This window comes from Salinimonas lutimaris, assembly GCF_005222225.1.
GTDB lineage: Bacteria > Pseudomonadota > Gammaproteobacteria > Enterobacterales > Alteromonadaceae > Alteromonas > Alteromonas lutimaris.
In genome coordinates, this window is the sequence record NZ_CP036536.1 from 80,104 (window position 1) to 106,399 (window position 26,296).

The 26,296-nt window shown below is 46.1% G+C and carries 20 protein-coding genes and 1 tRNA gene; 10 read left to right on the top strand and 11 right to left on the bottom strand.

Annotated features, from left to right (window positions below; genetic code table 11):
* Nucleotides 1-38 precede the first annotated feature (38 nt).
* On the top strand, nt 39-2,060 hold the full coding sequence (gene rep / locus EZV72_RS00380) for a DNA helicase Rep (protein ID WP_137165384.1): 2,022 nt from the start codon (nt 39-41) through the stop codon (nt 2,058-2,060).
* On the opposite strand, the gene EZV72_RS00385 is transcribed toward rep, so the two are convergent.
* Both EZV72_RS00385 and EZV72_RS00390 read right to left on the bottom strand, forming a co-directional pair.
* Nucleotides 2,057-4,654: a sensor domain-containing diguanylate cyclase gene (locus EZV72_RS00385; RefSeq protein WP_137165385.1), complete on the bottom strand. Its 2,598-nt coding sequence runs from the start codon at nt 4,652-4,654 to the stop codon at nt 2,057-2,059. The genes rep and EZV72_RS00385 overlap by 4 nt on opposite strands.
* A gap of 154 nt (nt 4,655-4,808) precedes the next feature.
* A complete protein-coding gene (locus tag EZV72_RS00390) occupies nt 4,809-5,219 on the bottom strand; it encodes a c-type cytochrome (RefSeq protein WP_137165386.1) in 411 nt (136 codons plus the stop codon).
* 383 nt (nt 5,220-5,602) lie between these two features.
* On the opposite strand from EZV72_RS00390, the gene EZV72_RS00395 reads away from it, so the two are divergent.
* The 3 genes from EZV72_RS00395 to EZV72_RS00405 all read left to right on the top strand — a co-directional run bounded on the left by EZV72_RS00395 (nt 5,603) and on the right by EZV72_RS00405 (nt 8,151).
* Nucleotides 5,603-5,679, top strand: a tRNA-Arg gene (locus EZV72_RS00395).
* A 163-nt stretch (nt 5,680-5,842) separates the two neighbouring features.
* A complete protein-coding gene (locus EZV72_RS00400) occupies nt 5,843-7,099 on the top strand; it encodes a hypothetical protein (protein ID WP_137165387.1) in 1,257 nt (418 codons plus the stop codon).
* A complete protein-coding gene (locus EZV72_RS00405; protein WP_137165388.1) occupies nt 7,099-8,151 on the top strand; it encodes a hypothetical protein in 1,053 nt (350 codons plus the stop codon). The genes EZV72_RS00400 and EZV72_RS00405 overlap by 1 nt, the downstream gene beginning before the upstream one ends.
* A 51-nt stretch (nt 8,152-8,202) precedes the next feature.
* On the opposite strand, the gene EZV72_RS00410 is transcribed toward EZV72_RS00405, so the two are convergent.
* From EZV72_RS00410 to EZV72_RS00425, 4 genes are all read right to left on the bottom strand, one after another.
* Complete coding sequence (locus EZV72_RS00410; protein ID WP_137165389.1) at nt 8,203-9,846, bottom strand: replication endonuclease; 1,644 nt, start codon at nt 9,844-9,846, stop codon at nt 8,203-8,205.
* Nucleotides 9,833-10,117 carry a hypothetical protein gene (locus EZV72_RS00415; RefSeq protein WP_137165390.1) on the bottom strand — a complete coding sequence of 95 codons (285 nt, stop codon included), beginning with the start codon at nt 10,115-10,117 and terminating at the stop codon, nt 9,833-9,835. The genes EZV72_RS00410 and EZV72_RS00415 overlap by 14 nt, the downstream gene beginning before the upstream one ends.
* On the bottom strand, nt 10,117-10,353 hold the full coding sequence (locus tag EZV72_RS00420; RefSeq protein ID WP_137165391.1) for a helix-turn-helix transcriptional regulator: 237 nt from the start codon (nt 10,351-10,353) through the stop codon (nt 10,117-10,119). The genes EZV72_RS00415 and EZV72_RS00420 overlap by 1 nt, the downstream gene beginning before the upstream one ends.
* 84 nt (nt 10,354-10,437) lie before the next feature.
* A complete protein-coding gene (locus EZV72_RS00425; RefSeq protein ID WP_232364470.1) occupies nt 10,438-11,424 on the bottom strand; it encodes a hypothetical protein in 987 nt (328 codons plus the stop codon).
* A gap of 489 nt (nt 11,425-11,913) precedes the next feature.
* On the opposite strand from EZV72_RS00425, the gene EZV72_RS00430 reads away from it, so the two are divergent.
* Complete coding sequence (locus EZV72_RS00430; RefSeq protein WP_137165392.1) at nt 11,914-12,291, top strand: hypothetical protein; 378 nt, start codon at nt 11,914-11,916, stop codon at nt 12,289-12,291.
* 465 nt (nt 12,292-12,756) lie between these two features.
* On the opposite strand, the gene EZV72_RS00435 is transcribed toward EZV72_RS00430, so the two are convergent.
* The 4 genes from EZV72_RS00435 to EZV72_RS00450 form a co-directional block, all read right to left on the bottom strand.
* Complete coding sequence (locus EZV72_RS00435) at nt 12,757-13,989, bottom strand: tyrosine-type recombinase/integrase (protein WP_137165393.1); 1,233 nt, start codon at nt 13,987-13,989, stop codon at nt 12,757-12,759.
* Nucleotides 13,990-14,242: 253 nt separating this feature from the next.
* Nucleotides 14,243-15,148: a hypothetical protein gene (locus EZV72_RS00440; protein WP_137165394.1), complete on the bottom strand. Its 906-nt coding sequence runs from the start codon at nt 15,146-15,148 to the stop codon at nt 14,243-14,245.
* 862 nt (nt 15,149-16,010) lie between these two features.
* Nucleotides 16,011-18,500 (bottom strand): TonB-dependent receptor, encoded by a 2,490-nt coding sequence (locus EZV72_RS00445; RefSeq protein WP_137165395.1) that lies wholly within the window; start codon nt 18,498-18,500, stop codon nt 16,011-16,013.
* Between the two features lie 518 nt (nt 18,501-19,018).
* Nucleotides 19,019-19,489, bottom strand: coding sequence for a MarR family winged helix-turn-helix transcriptional regulator (locus EZV72_RS00450; protein WP_137165396.1), 471 nt, complete (start codon nt 19,487-19,489; stop codon nt 19,019-19,021).
* 232 nt (nt 19,490-19,721) lie between these two features.
* Between EZV72_RS00450 and EZV72_RS00455 the strand changes: the two genes are divergently transcribed.
* Nucleotides 19,722-20,666 carry a PDR/VanB family oxidoreductase gene (locus EZV72_RS00455; protein ID WP_137165397.1) on the top strand — a complete coding sequence of 315 codons (945 nt, stop codon included), beginning with the start codon at nt 19,722-19,724 and terminating at the stop codon, nt 20,664-20,666.
* Nucleotides 20,667-20,692: 26 nt separating this feature from the next.
* A complete protein-coding gene (locus EZV72_RS00460; protein ID WP_137165398.1) occupies nt 20,693-21,751 on the top strand; it encodes an aromatic ring-hydroxylating dioxygenase subunit alpha in 1,059 nt (352 codons plus the stop codon).
* Between the two features lie 133 nt (nt 21,752-21,884).
* On the opposite strand, the gene EZV72_RS00465 is transcribed toward EZV72_RS00460, so the two are convergent.
* Nucleotides 21,885-22,793: a LysR family transcriptional regulator gene (locus EZV72_RS00465; protein WP_137165399.1), complete on the bottom strand. Its 909-nt coding sequence runs from the start codon at nt 22,791-22,793 to the stop codon at nt 21,885-21,887.
* Between the two features lie 501 nt (nt 22,794-23,294).
* Between EZV72_RS00465 and EZV72_RS00470 the strand changes: the two genes are divergently transcribed.
* The 3 genes from EZV72_RS00470 to EZV72_RS00480 all read left to right on the top strand — a co-directional run bounded on the left by EZV72_RS00470 (nt 23,295) and on the right by EZV72_RS00480 (nt 26,248).
* Nucleotides 23,295-24,089 carry an MBL fold metallo-hydrolase gene (locus EZV72_RS00470; RefSeq protein WP_175405012.1) on the top strand — a complete coding sequence of 265 codons (795 nt, stop codon included), beginning with the start codon at nt 23,295-23,297 and terminating at the stop codon, nt 24,087-24,089.
* A gap of 372 nt (nt 24,090-24,461) precedes the next feature.
* The gene (locus EZV72_RS00475; RefSeq protein ID WP_137165401.1) at nt 24,462-25,457 is read left to right on the top strand and encodes a fumarylacetoacetate hydrolase family protein; all 996 of its coding nucleotides are present in this window, start codon (nt 24,462-24,464) and stop codon (nt 25,455-25,457) included.
* Nucleotides 25,454-26,248 (top strand): cyclase family protein, encoded by a 795-nt coding sequence (locus tag EZV72_RS00480; RefSeq protein ID WP_232364471.1) that lies wholly within the window; start codon nt 25,454-25,456, stop codon nt 26,246-26,248. The genes EZV72_RS00475 and EZV72_RS00480 overlap by 4 nt, the downstream gene beginning before the upstream one ends.
* The last annotated feature ends 48 nt before the right edge of the window (nt 26,249-26,296 follow it).

Below are 26,296 nucleotides of genomic sequence, written 5' to 3' on the forward strand. Positions count from 1 at the left end.
GCGGTCTTTAGCCAACAGCGAGCCCCGGTACTATTCTTATGCGATTAAACGATGCCCAACAGTCTGCAGTAACATACGTTTCAGGCCCTTGTCTGGTTCTGGCCGGCGCCGGCAGTGGCAAAACCCGTGTGATCACCAACAAAATTGCCTATCTGGTGCGTAACTGCGATATGCCGGCCCGGTACATTGCCGCGGTAACCTTTACTAACAAAGCCGCCCGCGAGATGAAAGAGCGGGTTGCTCAGACGTTAGGTAAGCCGGAGGCGCGGGGGCTGAAAGTCTCTACGTTTCACACGCTGGGTCTGAATATTATCAAGTCGCATGTTAAAGAGCTGGGGCTGAAACCCGGCTTCAGTCTGTTTGATGACAAAGACTCTGTTGCGCTGCTAAAAGACCTGACCGAAGACACCATCGACGGCGATAAAGACCAGTTGTCGTTACTGCAAAGCTGTATCTCTAACTGGAAAAATGACCTGTTGCTGCCCGACGATTTGTTACGACAGGCAACCAGCACGGGCGAAAAAGAGTTTGCTGAGGCTTACCGGCAGTATCAGAACCACCTTAAAGCCTACAATGCACTGGACTTTGATGATCTTATTTTGTTGCCTACATTGCTGCTTAAAAGCAATGAGAAAGTGCGCACCAAAATGCAGAACAAAATTCGGTATCTGCTGGTGGATGAATATCAGGATACCAATACCAGTCAGTACGAGCTGGTCAAGCTGCTGGTAGGCGAGCGAGCCCGGTTTACGGTGGTAGGCGACGACGACCAGTCGATTTATTCCTGGCGGGGTGCCAAGCCGCAAAACCTGAATCTGCTAAAGGAAGATTTTCCGCGCTTAAATGTGATTAAACTTCAGCAAAACTACCGTTCATCCGGTCGCATCCTGCACTGCGCCAATATTCTTATTCAGAATAACCCGCATTTGTTCGACAAAACCCTGTTCTCCGAGCTCGACTATGGCATGCCGCTTAAAGTGATCAGCGCCAAAAACGAAGAACACGAGGCCGAGCGGGTGGTGGCCGAGCTGATTGCGCATAAATTTATGAACCGGACGCAGTTTAAGGATTACGCCATTTTGTATCGGGGTAATCACCAAAGCCGGTTGTTTGAAAAGCTGCTGATGAGTAACCGTATCCCTTATAAAATCAGTGGCGGTATGTCGTTTTTTGGCCGGGCAGAGGTGAAAGACATTATGGCGTACCTGCGTCTGCTGGTGAATCAGGATGACGACAATGCCCTGCTGCGGGTCATCAATACGCCACACCGGGGAATCGGCCGGGCCACGCTGGAAAAGCTGGGTAACTTTGCCAATGAACTGGGCGTGTCGATTTTTGCAGCAGCCCTGCATGATGGTCTGGCTCACGTACTCAGTGGACAGGCCTATCAGCGGGTAGCCGGGTTTGGTCGCTGGATGGTGGAGCTGTCAGATAACGCTCAGCGGGGAGAAACCAAAGATGTTCTGCGCCAGATGATCAAATCCATGGGGTATGAGGAGTGGTTGTACGAGCAGAGCACCACGCCTAAAGCCGCGGAAATGGCCATGTCGAATGTCAGTACCCTGTTTGGCTGGGTAACCAGCATGCTTGAGGGCAATGATCTGGACCCGCCCATGACCTTGCCGGAAGTGGTCAACCGGCTGATACTGCGTGACATGATGGAGCGCGGCGAGGATGACAACGAAGCTGACCAGGTTCAGCTGATGACTTTGCATGCCTCAAAAGGTCTGGAGTTTCCGATTGTGTTTCTGGTAGGCATGGAAGAAGGTTTGCTGCCGCATCAAAGCAGTATTGATGAAGACAATGTAGAAGAAGAGCGCCGACTGGCCTACGTGGGGATTACCCGTGCCCAGCGCGAGCTGATTTTCTCGCTGGCCAAAGAACGCCGCCAGTTTGGTGAAGTGATTAACCCAGAGCCCAGCCGTTTTCTGGATGAATTGCCGCCCGACGATGTGCAGTGGGAAAACCAGAAGCCCAAAGCCAGTAAGGAAGAGCGTCAGGAGAAGGGCAATAAGAGTATTGCTAACCTGCGTGCCATGTTGGGTGGCGGTGACAATTAACCGGCCAGCCGGCTCAGATTTAGGGGTTTGGGCTGGGTGAGCATCTTACCCTGCACATAGTTGCAGTTGATTTCTCTGAGCGCGGCCAGCTGGGCGCTCGTGTCCACCCCTTCGGCAATGACCTGAAATTTCAGGTGCTCAGAGATCAGCATAACCGACTGAATCAGTTTCAGGTTGCGCTGCGAGCGGGGCAGGGACTTAACAAACCGGTGATCAATTTTAATAAAGTCAAAAGGGTAGGCGAACAGGTAGCTCAGTGATGCCAGCCCACTACCAAAGTTGTCCAGAACCAGCGTAATACCGGCCCGTTTCAGTTTTTTGATGGCCGGTAAAATAAACTGAGAACGTCGGTTCAGATCATTCTCATCCAGTTCAAACACCAGGCTCGACGGTGTGGTGCCATGAGACTCTACTCGCTGAATAATTTTGTTCACCAGAGAGGGTTGCAGAAGATGGTTTATCGACACATTTACCGCGATACGTGCGGGTTTATCCGCCCCTTCCCAGTTATTGAGCAACAGGCAGGCTTTATCCAGCTGAAATAAATCCAGATCCAGCGTCAGTCCGCTTTGTTCAGCTACCTGACGGAACTGTTCCCGGGCCACTTTACCAAAATGCGGGTGAGACCAGCGTACATACATCTCATGATACAGCGCCTGCTCGTCTTGCAAGCCAACAACCGGTTGCAGGTAACAATCAAATTCCTCATCACGCAGGGCACGGCGAAATTCGTTTTCCAGTTCCAACTCTTCCAGCAAACGTTCGCGCATACTTTTATCAAACATCACCAGCCGGCCCCGGCCCAGTGTTTTTGCCTGATACATGGCCGCGTCGGCATCCCGAAGTACTTCATCAGCAGTGCGATAGTACGGCTCAATGTTGGCAATACCCACACTGGCGCCGGAATACATTTCCTTACCTTCCAGCACAAAGGGTTCAGAGACAGAGTCGATAATTCGCGAGGCCACTTCTTCCACATCTGTGGTATCAGCGAAGTTATCCAGCAGCACCACAAATTCATCACCGCCTAGCCGGGCCAGCAGATCATGGCCGCGAATACACTCTGTAATGCGCCGTGATACTTCAATCAAAAACTCATCGCCAGCATGATGTCCCAGAGTATCGTTAATGACCTTGAAGCGGTCCAGGTCAATAAACAGTACCGCGAACATGTTGTCGGTATAACGCTGCTTACTGGCCAGCGCCAGTTCTAGCCGGCTGGTGAACATGGCTCGGTTTGGCAGGTCAGTCAGTGAGTCGTGATGGGCATCGTGAATCAGCTTAAGTTCCATCTCCTTACGCTCTTCAATCTGTTCACGCAGGCTCTGGTTTACTTCTTTAATTTCTTCGGTGCGCTCTTTTACCCGCTCTTCAAGCTGATGGTTGTAACGCTGAATAGCTTCGGCGCTGTGTTTACGCTCCATGGCCACGGCAATATGGTGAGACACAAACCGTAGCAGTTCTAGATCCCGGGCGGTGTATTTGGCCAGCTGGCCGTAGGTTTGAATAGCTATGACCCCGGATATTTCCCCATCCACCACAAGCGGCGATCCCAGCCAGGAGTTCGAACTGGATAACATACGCTGGGCGGCGGTAACATCAATCTCACCGGCTTCTGCCAGCTCCAGTACCCGGGGCGGGTTGATCAGTTCAGCCTGACCGGTGCGCAGCACAAATTCGGTTAGCCCCAGGCCCAGCGGCCGGGCTTCGACCGTGTCGCTCTCTGCATCACTGAAATAGGGGAAGTGAAGCATTTTCTGCTCTTCATCGATCATGGCAATAAAGCAGTTGGGAGCACTGATAAGACGGGCCAGAATTTCATGCAGGTTGGCATAAAACACATCCATATCGCCATCCTGCTTGGCGGCCAGCTCTGAAATTTCAAACAGGGCATGTTGAAGCTGCTCTACCTTCTGGCGCTCCAGAATCTCTTCCTGCAGATCATCATTGATTTTACGCAGCTGACGGGTGCGCTCCCGAATGGTCCGTTCGGTCAACTCCCGGCTTTTTACCCGGTCAACCGTGGTCACAATATGCTGGGACACAAACAGCAGTACTTCCAGGTCTTCGCTGGAATATGTTACATCCTGATCGTAGGTTTGTACCACCATGGCACCAATAACCTGCGTGCCGCGTTTAAGCGGTACACCCAGAAACTGATGCGGGGCTGCGCCAACCATTTTAACGCCGGTATCCTGCTCAAACTGCGCCGTGTTTTGGCTATCCAGAAACACATGATTGCCGGTTTTTAAAATATAGCCGGTAATCCCATCCATCAGTTTTTCCGCGGGTACCTGTTGAATGGTTTGTTCGTCAAACTCATCCACAAAGTAGGCAAAATTAATCAGGTTTACATCGCGCTCGTAAAAAGCAACAAAGAAGTTATCGGCATTCATGAAGTCGCCGATAATCTCGTGAATAGCGCTGTACAGACGGTTGAGGTTGCTGACTGAACTCGATAACTCTGAAATATCAAACAATGCTTTTTGCACGCGTTCAGCACGTTTGTATTTTTCAGTTAGCTGCTGTAATTGCGGAATAAGCTCTCGTAGTTCATCCGCTGAAAGCTCGTTCTGCATCGAATCCGTCGACATGTAAAATGGCCAGCCCTGAAAGACTTGTAAGTAGAATAGGCTAAAAGTACATGATTTCAGGATGAAACGCTATATTTTGTGCAAAAATAGAACAGAGGATTCATACTTACGTATAAATCCGACACATTCGCTGCATGTTTAGCCTATATAGCGACTAAATACCTTTTACCATGTAATCGATGGCGGCCTGAATTTCATCATCGCTGCAATCACCACACGTGCCTTTCGGCGGCATAGCGTTGTAACCGTTAATGGCATTTTGCAGCAGCATATCCATGCCCCTTTCATCAATGCGAGGTTGCCAGTCAGCAGCTACCTGCAATTTAGGGGCATTCAACACGCCGGCACCATGGCATGCCACACAGGCATTGTTATACACGGTTTCACCCGAACGGGCACCCCCGCCACCGGAAGCTGCTGCCTGCTGACCGTCTTCACCGGCCATATGCAATGAGCCAACCGGCTTAATGCGTTCAGCAATAGCCTCTGCTTCACTCATTTCCTGGGCATGCACCACAGCAACCAGCGCCAGCGCGGCCACTCCCAGGCACGTTTTTACTCTCACATCTGCCTCCGGCATTGTTAAAAGCGATATAAATCAAAAGATATACTGCTTCGCACAACTCCACAACAATTAACGAAAAATTAACCAAACTTTAATCGCTGCTCATACTTTGCGCACTCGCATTGTTTTTATTAAACAAAACGGTTGAACCGCCGCCCGCCGGTCAGTATGATAGCGCTCCTTGCCACGTATTATCTTGCTGTGGCAACACGATTTCAAAGTACGCACCCTTTGCAGTTGTATAGCTCAGCTGGGTGAGTACCGGTCGCCGAAGGCGATGAGGGGTGACTTAACGTCACGCCGAAAGGAACGCAACGCCGCAACAGGACGTTGCGGCTGGAATGACCCACCACGGACGGGTCAGAACAAAGTTTTTAAAGTACGCACCCGTAGCTCAGCTGGATAGAGCGTTGCCCTCCGGAGGCAAAGGTCATAGGTTCGAATCCTATCGGGTGCGCCATTTTTAAAGGGCTGTAGCCCGATTCCTCTCCCCAAAAAATTCTCTTTTCAAAATATGTAGCAAATGTGTAGCACATAAATTTGTCAATTGTTCTAGTTGTTAGAATTCCCTGAAAAACCATTGTAGTATTTCATGAGGAACTTAATCATCAGGAAGAATTGTTATGGACGATAAAACTAAAGGATCGTGGTTGATTCATCACCACAATAAGTTGCGTAGCGTATTGGACTTGACTGACTACGATAATATTCTTGTTTCAGGTAAAGCCGGTGTTTTGCTGTCAGCTATTTCAGCAGACAATGAAAATCAGATTGATAATGATCGTTTAGCTGCACTCGCTAAAGCCTCAGGTATTAACCCTAGGCTTGAGCTCCCCAACCTAATAAGTACACTAAAACAGCACAGTTTGGTTGATACCTCAGGGAATGGTATCGCCGTGCTGGGACTGACATCCTCGTCCGTTTTAGGTCACACGGCTACAATATTTGATTCAATGAACCCAACAGCGGATGAAAACGCTTCCCTTTATATTTCCGAAAGAGCTTCAGAAGAGCCAATTCTTGACTCAATAGTAAAAGAGGAAGTTAGCGATACATTCAAGCTCAGTAGCTCTCAAAGCGAAAGCTTACTCGCAAATTCTGAAGAAATTGGATTCATAGATGCTGATAAACTGGGTACAAGCAGACTTTACTTTAATGGAAACTTGTTCCGACGAGAAAACGCTACGAAAACGAAACGGGTACTTGATTCACTTAATGAAGCAGAACGACGAGCTCTAAGTGATTTAAATGTACTTCTCAGCAGTCATGCTTGCGTAGAGTTAACAATGGCTAAAAAAGTTCTAGGGGAGTCATTGTTTTCGAAAGTGTGTGCAGTTGGACTATACGATATAAACGCTGTGTGTAATTCCACAGAAGAAGTTGGCTTTATCACTTTGCCTGCTGCCTTCTCAAAATACAGTAACGCACAGGTCGACGATGCATTTGATCTAGCCAAAGCATTTGTTAGCTCAATTACATACGGTATGACAAAGAGTCAGCGTGAAAGGGGACAAATCAGAATAGTTGAAGCACTTCTTAATGCAATGATTAGAGGCGAAGCAGTGGGGCCAGTACCCGCAATCGAACAAGATTATAAGGTTTTAGAGCTAAAAGGTGTCGTCAAAGTAGGAATTGGAAAAAAGAAAGGGCGAACTGGGCCCATGATGAAGCTATTGAAGAAAGAAGTTGGGATTCTAGCACTTCAAGTCATACAAAACGGCGATGCTAGCGAGCACAGTCTAAGTTCTCTGCCTACGGCAGCTGTTAGCCGATACAAAGGCCCAGAATTAAATAGAGCTATTGTCCGTAAGAAGCAAGTTTCGGAAAATGCACTGGCTACTACGGGCATCCTCTCGAGTTTAAGAAAAGGAGGCTTTTAGTGAATAGCGAATCTAATGGTAAAAAAGGATTCGAAATGGAAGAGCATCTTAGGCACTATTTTAATAAATCGGGTTACTATGTTATTCGAGGCGTTCCATTCAATTTCGGACAATCAGATACAACAGATATAGATTTGTGGATTTACGCTAGGAGCTCTTCTCTTCATAGAAATATTTCTGTTGTAGATATTAAGAATAAAAAAGTACCAAAAGCTATGGAGCGGCTTTTATGGGTGTATGGGTTGAGAAAAGCTGTCAACGCAGATAGCGCCATTATTGCGACGACAGACAAAAGGCAGTTGGTAAAAGACTTTGGTCAAAAGCTAGGAGTTCAGGTTTTAGACGGAAATTTTCTCAATAAGCTAAAAAATACGCAAGGGCGCCCAAATGGAAGAATCAGTGAAGAGCAATTTTTTGACCTATTCACTGATGCTGAATTAGCAAAGCTAGATGGAGATTGGAAATCTAGATTAAATTATGCGAAAAGCTTCTTTTCCTCAGGAATCAGTTACAACACTTGCAATGCTTTAATCGAAGAAGCCCAATTTTTTGCAAAAAAAATCTTAGAGACAACATCTAGGCTTGACTTAGCGACAAGAAGTTTTTATCTAATATGCTCATATATATCCATTTGTATTGATTACTTGCTGAAAGATGTAGCATTTTTGGATCACAAGCCGAGAACTGAAGAGTTAATGAACGGGTTTATGTATGGCTCCTCAGGCAAAGGTGGAACAAAAAAGATTATCGAAAACGCACTGTCGTTGGTTGAACAATATTCAGATAGTGATTCGTTATCTGTTGCCAAAATTAGATCAAAAGTTGAAAAAGACTTGGATAAACTTGGAACGAATATTTTAGCCGAATATTTCTCTAAGCCTGAAAGTTACCGCTCCCTAGTAGATGTTGCAAAAGAGCTTGAGCTAGCAGCATATCAAGAGCAGGTTATTGGCTTTTCAGATCTAAACCTGAACGTTAAGAGTCAAATATTCGTTTTTCTAGATTTTTGGGGTATAAAGCGGACAACATTTATTAATAAGTTATCAAGATAAAATACTACAGTACACTTATTTACAGAACTCCAAGTAAAAGCAGAAGAGCCGCTATGCGGCTCTCTTCGATTGATGTTCAATGCGCCATTCGTAAACGCGGGTGATAACTTCTTTATCTGCATACTGCACGCCTTTTAATGCCAGGGTAACTACACCGTCAAAGTAGCTTTGCTTCACTTCGCCGGTTTCCTCGTTCACCTTTTCCTGATACAGCGGCCTGATAGGCTGGTCGTTTCGCTTGCAGAACACGCCGCCCATCAACTCCACAAATTTTGCCCAGTCGCCACTATCAGCAGCTTCATAAATTGCGTCGAAGGTTTCAGATAAACCAACAAGTTGCTTTAGCCGTCGAAGTTCCCGCCATACGGTGACTGAGCCGTTACCGATTTGTTGGAACTGGCGAATGCCCCAGCAGCTTGCCCAGGCTTCCACCCGTTGAGCTGCGTGTATAGCGTCACCGCCATCAATATCACTATCAAGTTGTTCGCCATTAACATTCTTACTGACGTATTTCGCAATGTAGCCAGTAGCACTACCACGGCTATAATCAATATCTTTAAAATCACAACGGTTTTCCTGTGCACCGGCTTCGTCGCCGTCTTCCTGAAGGGCATAATCTTTAATTACTGACTTAAAGGTGTCAGAGTGGATAGGGTTGATAAACAAAAGCATGTGCCAGTGTGGCGTGCCGTCGTGCTGAGGCTCAGCAATGCGAAAACCATATTGCTGAATACTACGACGGTCTAACTCTGCCCGAATACGCCGCCAAATATTATTTAGATAGTCCTGGGCATCGCGGGGTGTTGAACCATCCCATTTCGGGTTTGGATCGCCTGACTTAGCGTAGGTATTATGAAAGCGGGAAGGGCAGGTAATGGTAACAAATATCGCTTTGTGTCCGGCTTCCTTTGAAAGCTTTTCAAAGCCAGACATACGTGTCATCAGCTCGTTTTTTCTGTTAACGGGATTCGAGACGTTTTTATCTGATAATTCTGCTAACGAAAAAGACTCGTTCAGCTCGTTAACGATAATCAGATTTTCCAGCATTTCACGCTGTAGCTCTTTTTGAATCAGGCGAAACTGAACCGTGTAGTCACTACAGTATTTACCTTTACGGCTGTTTACCTGGCCCAGGTGAATAAGCACTGTTTCCCGTTTACGGCTAATAACCTTACGTAACTGACGTAACCACCAGTATTCATCCTGCATACGACGAAGTACGCCCGTTAACGTAACGGAATTTGATTCTTCGGGCGCAGCAATACCAAACCCGTTAACGAACCGCGCTGAAGCCGTTAACGGAAACTGGATCCCGTTAACGGGATTTTCCGACTTTTCAGGTAGCTTGTGTTGTTGCCTGATATGATTTAGTTCAAAGCGTTTACAGCGGCGGGCATTTTCTTTGGCAAGTTCGCGAAGCTCGTTCTCCCCAGCATTGAAATAAGGAATTAGCTTTGCCGGTAACAAAGCATTCAGTTTGCCGGTCATGTCCCGTATATAGGAATTAGCATTAAACGGCTTATCAAATGCCTGGTATCTGTCTGCCAGTATGCGCTGTACCTCGGCCGGAAAATGAGAAATAAGCCCTTTAACAAAAATTCGGTCATCAACATGCAGTGAGCGATAAAAATCGCCCATAAAGCCGCCCATTAAATCCAGGGTTTTAGACAGTTCCGATTCTTTAAATCGACGCACGCTGAGCCTCCATTGCTTCATGAAATTTCAAACCGCGTTCGGTAATCATTAACCGGCTCCAGCGAAGCCCGTAAACCAGCTTTTCATCCACTGTTTTTAGTAAACCGGCTTTGACCAGGGAATAAAGCACCGTTTTAGAAAACTGCTCAGGGCGTTCAGCAGAAAAATTAGTCGCCCCTAATTGACTGCAAACCGTTGTGCACATTTCCACAACGCCGCCATTAGCAAAGTAAGTAAGCAGGGCCGACTGAGAAAGCGTAAGTTTTTTCATTACGCCACCCTCTCATCCTGATACAGGGAAGTGCGACGAACAAAGCTTTCCAGCCAAGCATCCAGGTCTTCACGGAGGTAACGTACAGCCCGACCAATTTTGATAAACGGTGGTGCCGGTGTGCGGTTTTCACGGTTGCCGTCCATCCGCGCCTGACGCAGAAAAGAACGGCTCATACAGATATATTGAGATGCCTCTTTTTCAGATAAAAGGCGGGGAGTGATAGTTTTTGTCATTGTTCGCTTCCTGACTACAAGATTGTATTTCAGGAGCGAATCTAAGCGGGATCACAACCACCATGACGCATGTGATGACAAAGGTTATGACAGTTTTTGCTTTACCTTGCTAACGGTGTTTTTAAAAGAAACCCTAGCCACCCTTTTCTCTTTATCAGGAGCATCTTCTGGCACATTCCAAAACAGCGTGTCTGGCGTAATATCTAACACTTCCCTTTCAGGGTCTATTAGGTCAAGAAGCTCGTCATCGTTCATGACCTTTCTGATGAGTGACCATAGAGCGTCGAACTTTGCATCTAGCGCATAACCTATTAGCCTTTCCGCGAGACGAGCAGATCTGGAAGCAGGGTAGTGAAACTGAGGAATATTTTTCTCTACTAACCTATTAGGTTTATCAGTGAGCCTATTAGGCCGCTTATTAGCGCTTACATCTTGCGGCTGAAGCTTAGAAGAATGCGGTTTAGAAGCGTTATCGGAGCCTAATAGGCCATGACGTTTTAAATCATCGACAAACAGGCATGTGTCAGAAAGGGAAAACTTAAACTCTTCGCAATAGAGGTCTGTGTCGCCGTTCTTTTTTATTTTTTCCTTCAGGTAATCTGGTGGAGTAGCATCCCCACTAAACATTTTAAAGGTATCAGCCATTGCTGCTGCACTGGACTGTTGCTCGCGAGGAAAGTTTTTAGCAACAACAACACCCTGCTTGATAGTTGACAGTTCAGTCGCATGCCATTCAATTATTTCTGAGTTTGGTGCTTTGGTTTTAAATGGGTAGGCTGAAGAGTAGCCTTGAAAAGATGCTTGTCTGAGATATACCGTCTTGGTTGTTACTTTTCCCCGACTTAAAAGTGCAAGTGATTCAGAGATATCCACCGAGGCAATAGCATCAACAGTTGCCGAACCCTGAGCGATAAAGCCCTGTTTACCTCGCGTACCCACTATCAAACTTATGCCTTGAAGCAGAAAGGAAAGGCGCAGACGTTTTTGCTCGACTAGAAAACGAATTTCATCTGCGGTGATACCGTGATGATGCTGAAGCTCGTTCAGCCTGTAGTAAGCTTTCTCCTGCATAATGCACGATGTCCATTGTTTGTGTTACAAAGCGAAAATGATAATGGGAGATTATAACGATGGTGTTGGATGATAAACAGTGCCCTTACTGCGGCGATGACGATGTTACGTATACAAGCGCAAATTGGGTACGGTGTGAGCATTGTGAAGAGCGTTGGCCAGTTGGCAGAAAAGTAGCCGGACCATATAACTGGCATACAGGCAAATTTGAGCCGGAAGAATCAAAGTGAAATCTTAGTAAATAATAGAGAAAAAGTTGTAGAGATAGTATTTGTAATGACTAGATTTTTAATATATATATCACACTTTAAAGCTTGCAAGGAGCCTAATTGCGTATAGTGGTTCACATATATCGCGCGGCAGCTCTGTATAGCAGGCGTCAGTCGCTCCCATAGGAACACTAAAAATTGCTTAATCAGAAGAAACAAGTGTTGCTATGAAACCTCAGCAATAACAATATTTTATATTAAAAAATAAAAGGAATTATTTATGAAAGAAAAGCTTTTAAGCTTGTGTCTCGTCAGTTTTCTATCTGGCTGCGCTGGGGTACCAACGCAGCAAGAAGTAGCGAATGCTGATTATGGTGTTTACCCGTCTTCTCACGAATCAGTAGTAAAAAACTACTACATGATGACGCTTAAAGATCCAGCTTCCGCCCAATACCAGAGAGTAAGTAATCCACAAAAAACCTGGCTCGGAAATAGAATCGATGGCGTTACGTATGGTTATTTAGTGTGCGTTACACTAAACGCAAAGAACTCGTTCGGTGCTTACACCGGATATCAAACCGATGGATTACTGATTCGGAATGGTAAAGTGGCAAAGTATATTGAGGATGGTAATTGGTGGGGAAGACAGATCTGTTAAAAATTTTATTTATATTATTTACGAAGTGAAAAAGCGGAAAAGAATACTGGTTAGTTTACGATGCTCGTAAGTATTTTTACGCAAGATTTGCCATTAGAAAAATCCGATTTAGTACTGATATAAATATGGGGATAAATTAGCAGATTTTATAGATTATTTAGATAAGGGTTTAAAATGCGAATTAGTGATACTTCGACGAAAAAAAGTCCAAGTTTAGTAAAGAACGAATCTCTTATAAATTCCATTTCCAATACGTTTTAGTCATAACGCCGTACTATGGGACGTTGGCATGTTGCCGCGTTGCATGTAGAGTCCAGTGTCTGCGTCCCCTAATAAGTGAAAACTTTTACTGTTTGACTAACAGTAAAAAATCGTGCCTAGCTTAATCAATTTCTTTTAATCACTTTTGCCGGAGGTCAATCGAGAATCCCGCTCATTAGATGAGTTAGTACAATTGATAAGAAATTAAAGCAAATTTACCGCTCTCGCCTTATGCTCAGGTGCCAAATGTGCGTACCTGAGCGTCATATCTAAAGAACCATGGCCAAGTAGCTCACGGGTAGTATTCAAATCTACTCCGGCCATTACTAGTTTGCTAGCAAAGTGGTGGCGAAAGTCATGAAAACGAAAGTCGATAATCTTAGCGCTTTCCAACAAAGCTACCCAGGCTTTCTTGAAGTCCTTAATTGGCTGGCCGTTTTCACCTTCAAATACCCAGTGCAGGGAACCACAATCTAGCTTCCAGTTTAATAGCGCCGACTTGGCTTTCTGATTAAGCGGAATATGTCGAGCTTTTCCACTTTTCGCGTTGGCCGCCTTCACGGTTACAAATTCCCGTTCAAAGTTAATATCAGCCCAGGTCAGGCTAAGTAACTCGCCTTTTCGCATACCGGTATTCATGGCAACTATCACCAGAGGCGCTATATGATCCGCAAACGTGCGATCGCTTAAATCTGGTAGTAGCGGATAACCACGCTCGGTTCTGTGCTTGTTGCCATTCTCACGGTCTTTTTTGATACGATAGTCTCGGGCGGCAAGGGCGCGTTTCAGTGCTTCTTCTTCCTCAAAGCTTAAATAGCGAATATGGGTATTGTCTTCGCGAAGCATTTTGACTTTTTTCAGGTCGTGCTTTTCTATGACTTCCCATTCAACCGCTCTGCTCATGACTGATTTAAGCGTAGTGAAGCGGCGGTTAATGGTGGCGTTACTGCGTTTATCCTTCATCATTTCTGTGCGGCGACGTTCGACTACCGCAGCGGTAATATCTTTTAGCTGCATGGGTAGCAGGGTAGGGAAGTTCTTTTTGAGATTTTTAATCTCCCGTTCGCCAGACTTGGGATACTGGGCGCTGTACCAGGGCGCAAACTGTAAATCTAAAAATGCTTCCAGCGTGGTTAACCTGGATTTCCTTTCTTGGGCTTTTAACTCTTTTTTATGCTCGTGAGGGTCAACACCCTGAACCACAGAAGCACCTGCGGCTTTTGCTGCATCCCTGGCTTGCGCGGGAGTAATTTCAGGGTGAGTCCCCAGCTTCACATTTTGCTGTTTACCGTTATGGCGATAGTACAAAAAGTAGGTAATCCGGCCTTTGGGCGATATGCGCGCATGAAAGCCGGATATCTCTGTGTCGTTTAGCCGCTTATCTTCGATTTTGAGGGTGGAAATCGTCGCATTTGAGATCTTCTTTTTGATAGTCATTTCAAAATATGTAGCAAATATGTAGCAGTTCGAGTGATTTTGGGTGAGTTTACATGAACAATGGTGAACAGACTATGAATTTAGCTATATCAATTAAATCAATGGTTTATGTTTAAATTTTTGTTTTTTGTGGTTCACTGAGCGTCACTGGAAAACACTATATTTCTTGGCTCCGGAGGCAAAGGTCATAGGTTCTAATCCTATCGGGTGCGCCACTTCTCTCCCATATCTACCCATTTATTTTCGATCGCCCTCAAGAGCCCTCATTCCAAACTTTCAATATTTCTCTGTTATTCATATCAACAATGGGCGATGTCATTGACGCGGCGACTGCGGGAAACCAGTCGGTGGGGTGATGGTGGGCTTTAAGCCTCATGGCCAGATATAGCAAAAGCTCCCGTCGCATGGTGGTCCCCAGTGTTTTTATCTTATCTTTGCCATTGTGTGCGTACCAGTGCCAGGCGATGTGGCGCTGCCAGGCTGTCATGACAGAACCGAAGCCCGGGGTCGGGTAGGTGTGAAGTGCTGCTGCGGTTAGCTCAAGGGTGTCGGGAGTATGGTTTATCAATATGTCTGCTGCCAGTAGCAGGGTAAATGGCAGTTCTTCAAAGGCAGGGTGTTCTTCTTCTGTGTATGACGGACTGGGCATGTTCGGGAAAAATGACGCATCTGCTGATTTGATAAAAAAGGGGCGTAAAAAGTCTCCTGATGCTTCCCGGATAATGATTTTTGCTTCGGCGATAAGCGTGGCGGTAAGTGCATGATAATCACTTATCAGCTGCTCAGGTGATGTTGCACTGAGTAACTGGGTGAAAGCCGGTAATGAGGCGATGAAAAAAGAGGCAAACCGTTCTTTTTCCCGCAGCAGAATCCCATCCTGCATGGCGGCCTGAACGCTGGCAGTGAGCTTTGATCTTGTTACGCTGCCATTAAACAGAATCTGGCGAAGTGAAATCCACAATGCAACCGGCTCGTTAGGTGATAGCGCACTAAAATGCTTCAGTTCGTTTGGGTCCGGCCCTGCAAATTCAGGCAAAACATGTATCGCAGTCAGAGACTGATTGAAGTGATTCTCAGCTAATTCAGCAACCTTTCTGCTATTAAACTGGCCTTTTATCAGTACAGATAACGCTTCATTTTCAATACAGTAACCACACATAGTCTATCCCTGAAATTAGCCGAGTCTGCTGTCGCTCTCAGTATAATAGCAAAGCAGGGGACTGGCACTATGCCGGTATCAGTAATACTCCACCATCGCCCGTCAGGATGTTACTGGCATTTGTGTTCTGGCTGATATGATAAGGGCGGGTGTCGAAACATCGCTGCCTCAGGCGGATAGCATAAACAGGGTCAGCATAATTACCGGTAGTATCTTGCAGTAGTAACTGGCCGGCAAAAGGGCATAGAACGGATTTTTCATATTAATTCCCTGCTATAAAAAAGTGGCTGAATAAACATTGGAGCATAGCGGGAAGTCGGCAGGCCTGAAATATGTAGTCCTTGATCTTACGTAGCCGCGATAAACTTCCGTGCCTGTGTAGGCAAATGACCGGCGACTGTCCTCATTAAACGCTTGCCGCTATCCTTTGCTTATAAATATGTAGAACAGCTTTTAGGGAACACAGAGATGAGCAGTAATACGTTTTTATATAAGTGAACACTTATCGTTTTGCAGAGTCAGCAAAAGGGTCAACTGAATCAGCAACATGGCTGTTAAATACAAAAACGCCGGCCTGAGCCGACGTTTCTGATTATTTTAAATAGCGAAGTACTGCACGTTTAATACTCCCACTGGGTATAGCCCCTGCTTGAACAGCAAACATTCAGCCGGCTGCTACGCGATTACCTGGGAAACGGGCTTGTGAACATTTCGGTCAGCGGTTTCTGGCTGAAGCGCTACACCTTGATATTATTAATCTGAACAGGATATTTGAGGAAGTATCGACACAAACAGTTAAAAAAAAGCATTAACGCGCTAACTTAAGAGGAAAGCTGGCGGCGTTAATGCTTTGGGTTGTGACTTAGTAAAATTCTGTTTTCAGGCGCAGACCAAAGGTACGCGGTGGATTAAAGGCGTTGTAAGTAAGCCCCCGGTTATTAACCTGTGAATTCGTGACGTATTGTTCATCAGTAACATTGCGCACGAATAATGACAGCGTCCAGTCAAAGTTGCTGGTAGATGACATCAGTGTTGCATCCAGATCCAGCGTGACATAAGACTCCGCATTTGTAGCCTCAACAAACAGGAAGTTAGTCGATTGTTTGCCACGATGCGATGCCTGTGCCGTTAAAGAAAGATTGTACTCATCAAAATCGATAACGTGATTTATTGCCAGGTTTGCCCCGAAGTCCGGAGAGTAAAGCAAGCTTTGACCTGAACAGTCGTAACTTTCAAGATCACCGGTTACACCAATAGAGGCGCACCCAAAACGACCTTCACCGGGGTCCGATACCAGCGTTAACGAGTCATAGGTGGCATCCAGGAACTGAGCAGTACCACTAATGGTGGTGTCGCGACCTACTCGCCAAATCATATCCACATCCAAACCCTGAATAGTGGCGTCACCGTTTGCAATCGGGAATGACGAGGCACTGTCTAACGTAGTGAAATACGTGACTTGCTGTCCGTCATACTTCCAGTGGAAGGCTTCCAGGTTAAGTTGAAGAGTATTGTCTAAAAAGCGATTTTTTGAACCAATGGTAAAGGCGTCAATATATTCAGGATCATAAGTAGGCGCCGCCAGAGATAAGTCGACTCCCCCTGCGCGATAACCGGTTTCAAATGTAGCATACAGCAAGCTGTCTTCTGCTATGTCATATTCCAGGCCAACCCGGTACGTTGTTTCACTGTAGTCAAGGTCTGACGCTATGTAGCCTTCGCCCACATTAACGATGGCACCGATTTGTGGAGTAGCGCCACCAGGAATGGTCAGGTTGTAGAAAGGAGGGGGTCCCATGCCTGGTACGGTGGCAACAGAATCAGGAGCAATCAATCCTTCATCAACAAAGTAACCAATAAACGCTTCTCGATCAGAGATAACAGGGTGAGCCGGCATAGCGCCTGACGCACAACCATTGGCAAAACTGTCAGGAGGGGTCAGGAAGTTGCCGGTAAAAGGCGCACCGCCACAGAATGTAACAAATGTATCGCTGATACCTTCGGCATATTTACTGTCTTCGGTGTAACGCAACCCCAGGTTCAGACGAAATACTTCAGAGATATCGTATGTAGCCTGACCAAATATAGCCCAGGAATCGCCGCCATTTTCGTAATTTTGAATGGGTGAAGCATAGTTTTGTGCAAACACCCCACTGGTTTGAATTTCTTCATCAAAGTAAAAGGCACCCAGAATACCGTTAAGCGGACCGTCAAAGTCTGTGGCAAAGCGCGTCTCTATACTGGTTTGCTCGTTTTTCTCACTGGTTTTTGCAGGAGCAAAGCCAGGACCAACAAACGTATAGTCTTGTTCCGACTCTCGATAAGCAGGGATAATGGTAAGCGTACCCGGTTTCATGGTGTAGTTAAGCTCAGCCATATAGCCTGTAAACGACACATCCTGCCCTAAGTCATCGATATTCAGCGGCTGGTAGGGAGCAAACGATGGAGTATGCAATACACCAGTTCGAATAGCGTTAGCGGCGTCTGAGGTCGGGCCTGAAAATGCACCGAGACCAGAAGGGAAGAATTCCGTCAGATTGCCTGTCTCATTGCTAAATGTGCCAACCAGGTCGCCTGCCTGACCAATCGCGTTGTTCTCGGAGTAATCGACAGCAAATCGGATATCAAAATCTTCAGACGGTTTATATAAAAACTGAGCTCTGAAAGAAACATTGTCAGCGTCATTCGTACCATCGTCTGAATAGCCGTCGTACTGCAGTGTATTAACTGACAGGCGCAGAGCAGCGTCGTCACCAACGGCCGTATTAAATGCGCCCTGAAAACCGACTCTTGAATAGTTACCCAATTCAAGCTGACCGTAACCTGACGTTTCTAATAGCTGAGGTTTCATGGGAATGTAGTTAACCACGCCCCCCGTAGCATTACGGCCATACAGCGTGCCTTGCGGGCCTTTAAGAACCTCAACCCGTTCCAGATCATACAGACCCTGACCGGCTGCGCCACTGGAGCGACCCAGATAAACACCATCAATATTCTGAGCCACTGCGGCATCAGTTAGCGGGTTTACAGTCAGTGCGCCGACACCGCGGATGAAAACACTTGTCAGGGGGCCGCCACCGGCACTGATACCGAGTGACGGCGTTAGTCTTCCAAGATCCTGACCAGAGTCAAGCCCTTGCTGGGTTAACGATTTCTGGTCAGCCGCAACCATAGGGACAGCGGCCTCTTGCAGCGACTCGCTCTTGCGCTGCGCTGTAACCATAATTGTTTCAATGCCATTGTTCTCTTCAGCCTCCTTTTCTTCATTTGCGGTCTCTTGAGCCAGCGCTTGTAGTGATAGCGCGGAGAATGCTAAAAGCGGGAAATATAGGGACAATTTTTTTAGTTTCATATGAGTTCCAATAACAATGATTGAGCCAAACCAATGGACTTAATCTTCGGCGATAAAATTTTCTGTTAAATTTTTATCACTTCCACGGGTCAGTAGAGTCAATTAAGTAACATTTGCTTAACATAGAGCAAATTCGGCCAGACATTAAATCCAATATATTGATATGAACTATCTAGTTTGCAGATGGTAGAGGGGGGATATATAAAAAATTCCGTTAGCTCACGGCGCTTATTGCTATCCAAATAAGGTTCGAAGAACGCAGTAAATCAGTCTGAGACCAAGGTTAAACGAACCTGATAATCATGCCGTATCAGGCGGTTATGTACAGTGTTTGTACCACTATACCAATAATCAGGGAACAACCATGCCTGTAGGTAATGCATAAAGACCATATTGTAAGGTCGTATCTGACGACTTTATCAGGGAAGGTGATGATATTGCGCGCACAGGCTGTTTTTTCCAGGTAAAAATGTATTTATTTACCATGTAAGACTGAGTAGCGCAGTACGCTAAAAACGCTACGACCGGGGCTTATAAGCATCAACCAAGCGGACGTTTTCGTTAAGCCTGGACAATACCCGTAATGTCACTTCTAAGTCATCTTCACTGATACCGCTTAGCAACAATCGCTCTCTTTCAAGTGCTACCGGCAGAATACGGTTGTGCAACTGGTGGCCTTTTTCAGTCAACTGAAGTAGAGATGAACGGGCATCTATAGGGGAGGGTTGTAAATTGACATATCCAGCTTCAGCGAGCTGTTTTACTGCCCGGCTGATGGCTGCTTTATCCAGGCCAATCACCTGGCCAATGCGGTTAGCACTAATATCAGATTCAACCTTCAGCATGGCCAGAACGCGCCATTCTATAATACCGATGTCAAAATTTTTGCGATAGCACTTCGACGCCCCGGTGGATAATTTGTTAGACAAAAAATTCACAAGCGCGGGTATATATCGCTGAAGATCTAACTTATTTTTTTCTAGTTTCATTATTATTTCAGGGTCTGCAAAAAGCGTGCTCTGGTAAGCATTCCAGGTGGTGCAAGTGTATGTCATTCCATCTTATTTATACATAGGTCCCGATTATCTCCAACTAACCCGAAACGATTTCTCTTTCAACCATGCACTTAATACAAGGTTAATTTAGTGTTAAAACTAGTTGACGTGTCAACTAGTTCTGTGCAAAATCCAGACATTGTTTATCGATTTAGACGGGCTAGTTATGCTTGAAGTTATCGTAAAGCGGAAAATTACAGAAACGCCGGGAATCATGAGTTTTGAGCTCGAAAGTGCGGGCGGACAAACGCTCCCCGCGTTTGAGGCAGGTAGCCACATCGATGTGAAGGTGAAAGAAGGCTTTATCCGACAATACTCTCTAATCAGCCACTGTGAACCGGGCAATATTTATAAAATTGCGGTTCTGAAAGACGCCGCTTCCCGGGGCGGCTCGGTGGCCATGCACGATGAGATTGAGGTTGGCCAGTCAATCTTTATTTCTGAACCCCGGAATTTGTTTCCCCTGGATCTTTCGAGTCAGCGAGCGTTGCTTTTTGCCGGTGGGATAGGCATTACCCCCATCATGTCGATGGCAACCGAACTGTACAAAAACAACAAAGATTTTGAGTTGCATTACTATACGCGCTCTAAAGAAGACACCGCGTTCTATCAACAACTCACATCGTGTGAATTCGCTGCACGCGTCTTTTTTCATTTTGACAGTGAAGAGAAAGCCGCTGACAAAATTATTGGGCCATCAGATTTTAACTGCCATCTATATACCTGTGGTCCCTCTGGTTTTATGGATTATGTGTTTCAGTCTGCCAGAGCAAACGGGTGGAGCGAAGCTCATCTTCACAAAGAAAATTTCAAAGCAGATCCAGTTTCAGATGATGGAGTGGACAAACCCTTCAAATTAATTCTTTCTCGTTCGGGATTGGAATTGAATGTGGAGGCCACCCAAACAGCCCTGGATGCGATAGATGATGCGGGTGTAGAGATTGATATGTCCTGTGAAATGGGTGTGTGCGGCACTTGTAAAACACGGGTATTGGAAGGTATTCCTGATCACAGAGACAGTGTGTTGAGCGCATCTGAAAAAGAAAAAAATGATGTGTTTACTCCCTGCTGTTCAAGAGCCAGAACTGACACATTAATTATTGACCTATAACGATAGCGCGTATTTATGGAGAATGTATGAATATTAGCAACCCATCGGCTGACATGACGACGAAGAGCACGCCATTCCCACTGGATATGTGGTACTTAGGGGCATTCAGCAGCGAACTTAAAGACAAGCCGCTGGCACGGACTTTATTAAACCAGCCTGTTGTGATCTATCGGGATTTGCAGGGCGACGTGCATGCGCTGCAAGACCGATGTTGCCACCGACAGTTGCCTCTTTCCATGGGAACCATTGAAGAGGGTGGCTTACGTTGCGGCTATCACGGTTTGCTTTTTAATGGTGAGGGAAAATGTCTGGAGGTTCCCGGGCAGCCAAAAGTGCCACGCAAAGCGAAGGTTCCTCCGTACACGGTAAAAGAACAGGATGGATTAGTGTGGATCTGGTTTGGCAGTGAGGAAACTTCTGAGCCAACTACCCCTCCACCGCATTACGAATATCATGACCATCCCGATTATGTATATGGCGGAGATGTTTATCACTACAATGCACCTTATCAGCTTATCCATGACAACTTACTGGATTTAAGTCATCTTGGTTATGTTCACCTTAAAACTATTGGTGGCGATGCACACACCCATATGAATGCAAAAATGGAAGTGGAAGCTGAGGGGCAAAGAGTAACGATAAAACGGTACATGCCTGATTCAACCCCCCCCCCGACATACACCGCTGCGTACCCCTTTGCCGGAAAAATTGATCGTTGGCAGGATATAGAATTTTGTCCATCCCATATAAAAATATGGACAGGTGGGATAGACGCTGGAAGCGGTTCAGTGACAGATCCCGACCGAAAAGGTTTTCATATGCGTGGCCTGCATTGCATAACGCCTGAAACGGATGAAACTTCTCACTACTTTTGGACCATAGCCACTAATCCGGTCACCGACATTGAGGCTGTTAAGCAAAAGGTGGTTGAGCAAACACGTTTTACGTTTGATGAAGATAAACAGGTGATAGAAGCACAGTACAAAACTATGCGTCAGTTTAAAGGTCAGCCAATGATTGATATACACGTCGATGCCGGTGCGAATCACGCAAGACGTATTATTTCAACTTTGTGTGAGGAATAGCCAGTTTTCGCGAATAAGAACGTAACACGTATCTGACCCATTTATTAACTGCTACCGATGGCCGGTATTGTTTCCCCTCATGGGAAACAATACCGGCAACAAAGCATCTTGCGCTGCTGTCTGTTTGTATTATCTATTGAAAGCTTGCAGCGTGGTCTAAGATTTTTTGTCTTAGCCAGCGGTGCATGGGATCGTTTTCCAGTGTGGGGTGCCACATCATGCTTTCTTTCAAAGGCGGGGTTTCAAACGGCAGCTTTATCATTTTAACAGCCTGATTCTGTGTATGCATCTGTGCAAACAGGCGGGGTAAAATAGCGATGCGATTAGTATTAACAAGTGTGTAAATCATCGATGAGAAGTCGTTAGTAATAATTTCTACCCGTCGATTGGTTTCCATTTTATCTATTAGCCATTGTTCAATACTCAAGTGGCTGGCACGGGCAAATCCCACTGAAACATGTCCCATAGAGTTGAACTGCTCGTAAGATAGTACGTCGTTTATCTCTGTATTATTCTTATCAGCGATACAAACTAATTCATCGCTGACGAGCGGGGCACTGTGATATTTTTCCAGCATAATAGAGTCTGGCGCCATCATCATGTCAGCACCGCCTTTGGCAAGAATATTAATCTCGTGGGCAAACGGTGATAAAAACTCAAACGTTACCCTTGGCGCACTTTTAGCAATATCTGCGATGACTTTGGCCAGTAATACCTGAACAATATAGTCTGACGCGATAATTTTGAAATGGCGTTCACTTTGTTCGGGGTTGTTTGCTTTTTTGCCAATGATAGAGCCTCGCACGGTCGCCAATACACCCGACACGGGACCCTGTAATTCCAAAGCAAACGGTGTGGGTTGCATTTTTTTACCAATCTGAACAAGCAAATCATCTTCAAAAAACGCGCGCAATCTGGACAAAATACCGCTTGTAGCTGACTGGGACAAATGTAAGCGTTCAGCGCTCCGGGTGATATTTTGCTCTTCCAGCAAGATATCCAGAGCAACCAGTAAATTCAGATCCAGTTGTTCAAATCTCATAACATTTTCTCACGTTTATCCAGTATTGACCGACCCGACATAACGCCACTGAAATGCGCTTACCTATCAGCTATTTCGATATGTCACAGCTTAACTGTCATTTTTAACGATTCTGAACAAACATTAACATTAAAACCCAACATAGTGGATTTTTTCTACCTCGCAGTAACCACAAGTGTTAATTCAGTGCAGTAATCAATCCCTGTTGCTGCTAAGCAAAAGCTGTATCCAAGCCCCATACCTTCACACCGCAGACCAGTTTATATTGATGATCGCTAATCAAGAATGCGAAGGTATAAAGTACACTTCAGTATAAATAGGCATCATATGACCACTTATTTTACAAAAGCTATTTCACTGAGCATCGTTAGTCTTCTGTCTGTGGGGTGCACTGCAACATCAACACCCGCAGAGCAACATGTAGATACGGCATACCAATTAGCCGGCGATACATTTATAAAAACAACAGCAGAACTCCAGTGTAGTGATGACAATCGCGCGATGGCGTTTTTTAAAGATAAAAGTGTGCCGCCTGCCACAAAAATATTCGATAACCTCTATTATGTGGGGGTATCTACAGTGGGTGCATATGCATTACAAACCAGTGACGGCATTATTTTAATAGATGCCTTAAACAATACTGAAGAAGCAAAGAATGTCATAGAGCCGGGAATGCGTGAGCTGGGGCTTGACCCAAACGACATTAAGATCATTATTGTGACTCACGGCCATGGTGATCATTACGGTGGGGCAAAGTATTTATCTGACAAATATCAGATTCCAGTCATGATGAGCGAGCCAGACTGGACGTTAGCTGCCAATCCTCAGGCGGCACAAAAATCTGGTATGCCTGCGCCTGACTGGTCTGATGCGCCGGAAAAAGATCTGGTCGCCAATGATGGTCAGGAAGTCACCTATGGTGATACGAGTGTGAAGTTAATTGCCACTCCGGGTCACACGCCAGGCACAATGTCGCTTATCTTTCCTGTTTTTGAAAATGGCAAACGGCATCTGGCTTCCATGTGGGGAGGAACCGGTATTCCTTCGCAACAGGGATCAATCGAAAATTACATCCGGTCGGCGAAAAAATTTGCCAGTATCGAAAAAGAGCTGGGCGTTGATGTAACGCTTAGTAACCACCCGTTTGTTGATGACTCAGTAAAACGGATGCGCGATCTTCGTGACAAACCGGAAAGTCAGAATCCGTTTATCATTGGCGAGCAACAAGTGCTTAACTATACCCGGGTAATGAGTGAGTGTGCTCAGGCCGCGTTGGCCCGAATGCAGACAAACTAAAGGGTTAACCATGATCGGCCAGTAAAGTTTATGGTTCGCGGTACCACCCCGGTTGGGCTTACTCTCACGTTCGTTTGAGACGAAGTAAAGTAAGCCCGGATAAGCGTTGTTCAAGTTGCCGCGAACCCTGTTCAAACCCGGCCGTCTTTTACCAGCCTCACCTCGTTTGAAAAGTGGCATCTTTGTCACCAAGCGCTATACGACCCCTGTCGCTTTCCGGGCTAATAATCAGCCAATCGGTTGTTCAACCCGTAACCTATCAGTTTATTCAATACCTAACATCCAAACACTCGATTTTATCGATTCAATATTCGGTATTAACATAGGTGCTGTGATTTGTTTATTAAATTTTAACATTTGAGTGTGCCAGATATGAAGCTAGCATCATTAGCGCAGCAACACCCTGACGGCAAGCTGATCATTGTATCCAGCGATTCTAGCCGATTTGTTGATGTCAGCAGCATAGCGCCAACAATGCAGTGGGCGCTCGACAATTGGGCAACCTGTTCAGAAGCGTTAAGAGCTAAATACCAGCAACTAAACGCAGGAGAATTAAGCGATAGTGAGCCACTGGATGAAGGCCGGCTAAGCGCCCCCCTTCCACGCTCGTGGCAATGGCTGGATGGTTCCCTGTTTTTAAATCATGGTTATTTGATGCAGCAGGCTTTTCATCTTGAACCGATTGCTGATGCTGATATTTATCCGCTGGTTTATCAGGGCGCGGGAGACAGCTTTCTGGCGGCAACTGACGACATTGAAGTTGCGGATTTCAAGCATGGTATCGACTTTGAAGGTGAGTTTGGTGTGATTGTTGATCACATTCCGATGGGCAGCTCTGCCGAGTTTGCGTTATCTCAGATCCGTCTGGTCGTCATGCTCAACGATATAAGCTACCGGGCTCTCGGTCCCCGGGAGATGAAAACCGGCTTTGGGTTTGTTCAGGCTAAAGGTAGCACGGCTTTTGCACCCTTTGCACTGACTCCCGATGAGCTTGGTGATTATTGGCAAAATGGCCGGGTGTATTTACCGCTACAGGTTAAACGTAATGGCGAGATCTTTGGCGAGCCGCTGGGGCAGGAGATGCACTTTGGCTTTCATGAGCTCATAGCTCACGTTGCGCAAACCCGAACCATTAAAGCCGGTACCGTGTTTGGTTCAGGCACCGTTTCAAATGCCGACCCGGCAAAGGGGCAGGCGTGTATCTCAGAGCTTCGCGCCAAAGAAATGTTAGAAACCGGCAACCCGCAAACCGCATTTATGCAACAGGATGAAGTCGTCACCATGAACGCCTTTGACAGTCAGGGGCAAAGTATTTTCGGGACGATATCTCAACGGGTTACCTTAAACCATGGCAGTAACAATCTATGATGTTTAATCCGCGAAATTTTACTATCGTCGACCTGTCGGTCACGTTAGACAATAATCCATACACTGATCCACCGCCGCTATTGCCCAAAATTGATTACACGGATCACCAGCAAGGCTGGCCGGAGATGGGTGCCATGTTCCCGGGATTGTCAAAAGACCAGCTGCCAGGTGATGAAGCCTGGGCCGCTGAGCGTTTGAATATCACTACCCATAGCGGTACGCATATGGATGCCCCGTGGCATTACGCCTCGACTACTGACGGTGGTAAGCCCGCCTATGGCATCGATGAACTGCCACTGGAATGGTGTTTTCAGCCCGGCGTTAAGCTGGACTTCAGACATTTGCCTGATGGCTATGTGGTGACAGCTCAGGATATCGAAGAAGAGCTTAAACGTATCAATCATACCCTGGAGCCACTGGATATTGTGGTGGTAAATACCCGTGCCGGCTCACTGTTTGGTCAGCCAGGCTATCTGGAAGCCGGTGTGGGTATTGGTCGTGAAGCCACATTGTATCTGTTAGAGCGCGGGGTAAAAGTGGTTGGTACCGATGCCTGGAGCTGGGATGCACCTTTTAAGTATACCCGTGAGCGATTCCAGGAAACCGGCGACCCGTCGATTATCTGGGAAGGCCATAAAGCCGGCCGGGACATTGGTTACGGGCAAATGGAAAAGCTCAGCAACTTAGAAAGTCTGCCGGCAACCGGTTTTCTGATTAATTGTTTTCCTTACAAAATAAAACGCGCTTCTGCGGGTTTTGTAAGAGCGGTTGCCCTGATAGAGAAAAATTAAGTTTATTGATATCCGGTTGCAAACAGAGCCGGAACTGTAAAGAGGATT

Excerpts from the sequence above, each read along its gene's own strand:
- rep (WP_137165384.1), top strand. The coding sequence starts at position 39 with ATGCGATTAAACGATGCCCAACAGTCTGCAGTAACATACGTTTCAGGC.
- EZV72_RS00385 (WP_137165385.1), bottom strand. The coding sequence starts at position 4,654 with ATGTCGACGGATTCGATGCAGAACGAGCTTTCAGCGGATGAACTACGA.
- EZV72_RS00400 (WP_137165387.1), top strand. The coding sequence starts at position 5,843 with ATGGACGATAAAACTAAAGGATCGTGGTTGATTCATCACCACAATAAG.
- EZV72_RS00415 (WP_137165390.1), bottom strand. The coding sequence starts at position 10,117 with ATGAAAAAACTTACGCTTTCTCAGTCGGCCCTGCTTACTTACTTTGCT.
- EZV72_RS00420 (WP_137165391.1), bottom strand. The coding sequence starts at position 10,353 with ATGACAAAAACTATCACTCCCCGCCTTTTATCTGAAAAAGAGGCATCT.
- EZV72_RS00425 (WP_232364470.1), bottom strand. The coding sequence starts at position 11,424 with ATGCAGGAGAAAGCTTACTACAGGCTGAACGAGCTTCAGCATCATCAC.
- EZV72_RS00430 (WP_137165392.1), top strand. The coding sequence starts at position 11,914 with ATGAAAGAAAAGCTTTTAAGCTTGTGTCTCGTCAGTTTTCTATCTGGC.
- EZV72_RS00435 (WP_137165393.1), bottom strand. The coding sequence starts at position 13,989 with ATGACTATCAAAAAGAAGATCTCAAATGCGACGATTTCCACCCTCAAA.
- EZV72_RS00440 (WP_137165394.1), bottom strand. The coding sequence starts at position 15,148 with ATGTGTGGTTACTGTATTGAAAATGAAGCGTTATCTGTACTGATAAAA.
- EZV72_RS00445 (WP_137165395.1), bottom strand. The coding sequence starts at position 18,500 with ATGAAACTAAAAAAATTGTCCCTATATTTCCCGCTTTTAGCATTCTCC.
- EZV72_RS00450 (WP_137165396.1), bottom strand. The coding sequence starts at position 19,489 with ATGAAACTAGAAAAAAATAAGTTAGATCTTCAGCGATATATACCCGCG.
- EZV72_RS00455 (WP_137165397.1), top strand. The coding sequence starts at position 19,722 with ATGCTTGAAGTTATCGTAAAGCGGAAAATTACAGAAACGCCGGGAATC.
- EZV72_RS00460 (WP_137165398.1), top strand. The coding sequence starts at position 20,693 with ATGAATATTAGCAACCCATCGGCTGACATGACGACGAAGAGCACGCCA.
- EZV72_RS00465 (WP_137165399.1), bottom strand. The coding sequence starts at position 22,793 with ATGAGATTTGAACAACTGGATCTGAATTTACTGGTTGCTCTGGATATC.
- EZV72_RS00470 (WP_175405012.1), top strand. The coding sequence starts at position 23,295 with ATGGCGTTTTTTAAAGATAAAAGTGTGCCGCCTGCCACAAAAATATTC.
- EZV72_RS00475 (WP_137165401.1), top strand. The coding sequence starts at position 24,462 with ATGAAGCTAGCATCATTAGCGCAGCAACACCCTGACGGCAAGCTGATC.
- EZV72_RS00480 (WP_232364471.1), top strand. The coding sequence starts at position 25,454 with ATGATGTTTAATCCGCGAAATTTTACTATCGTCGACCTGTCGGTCACG.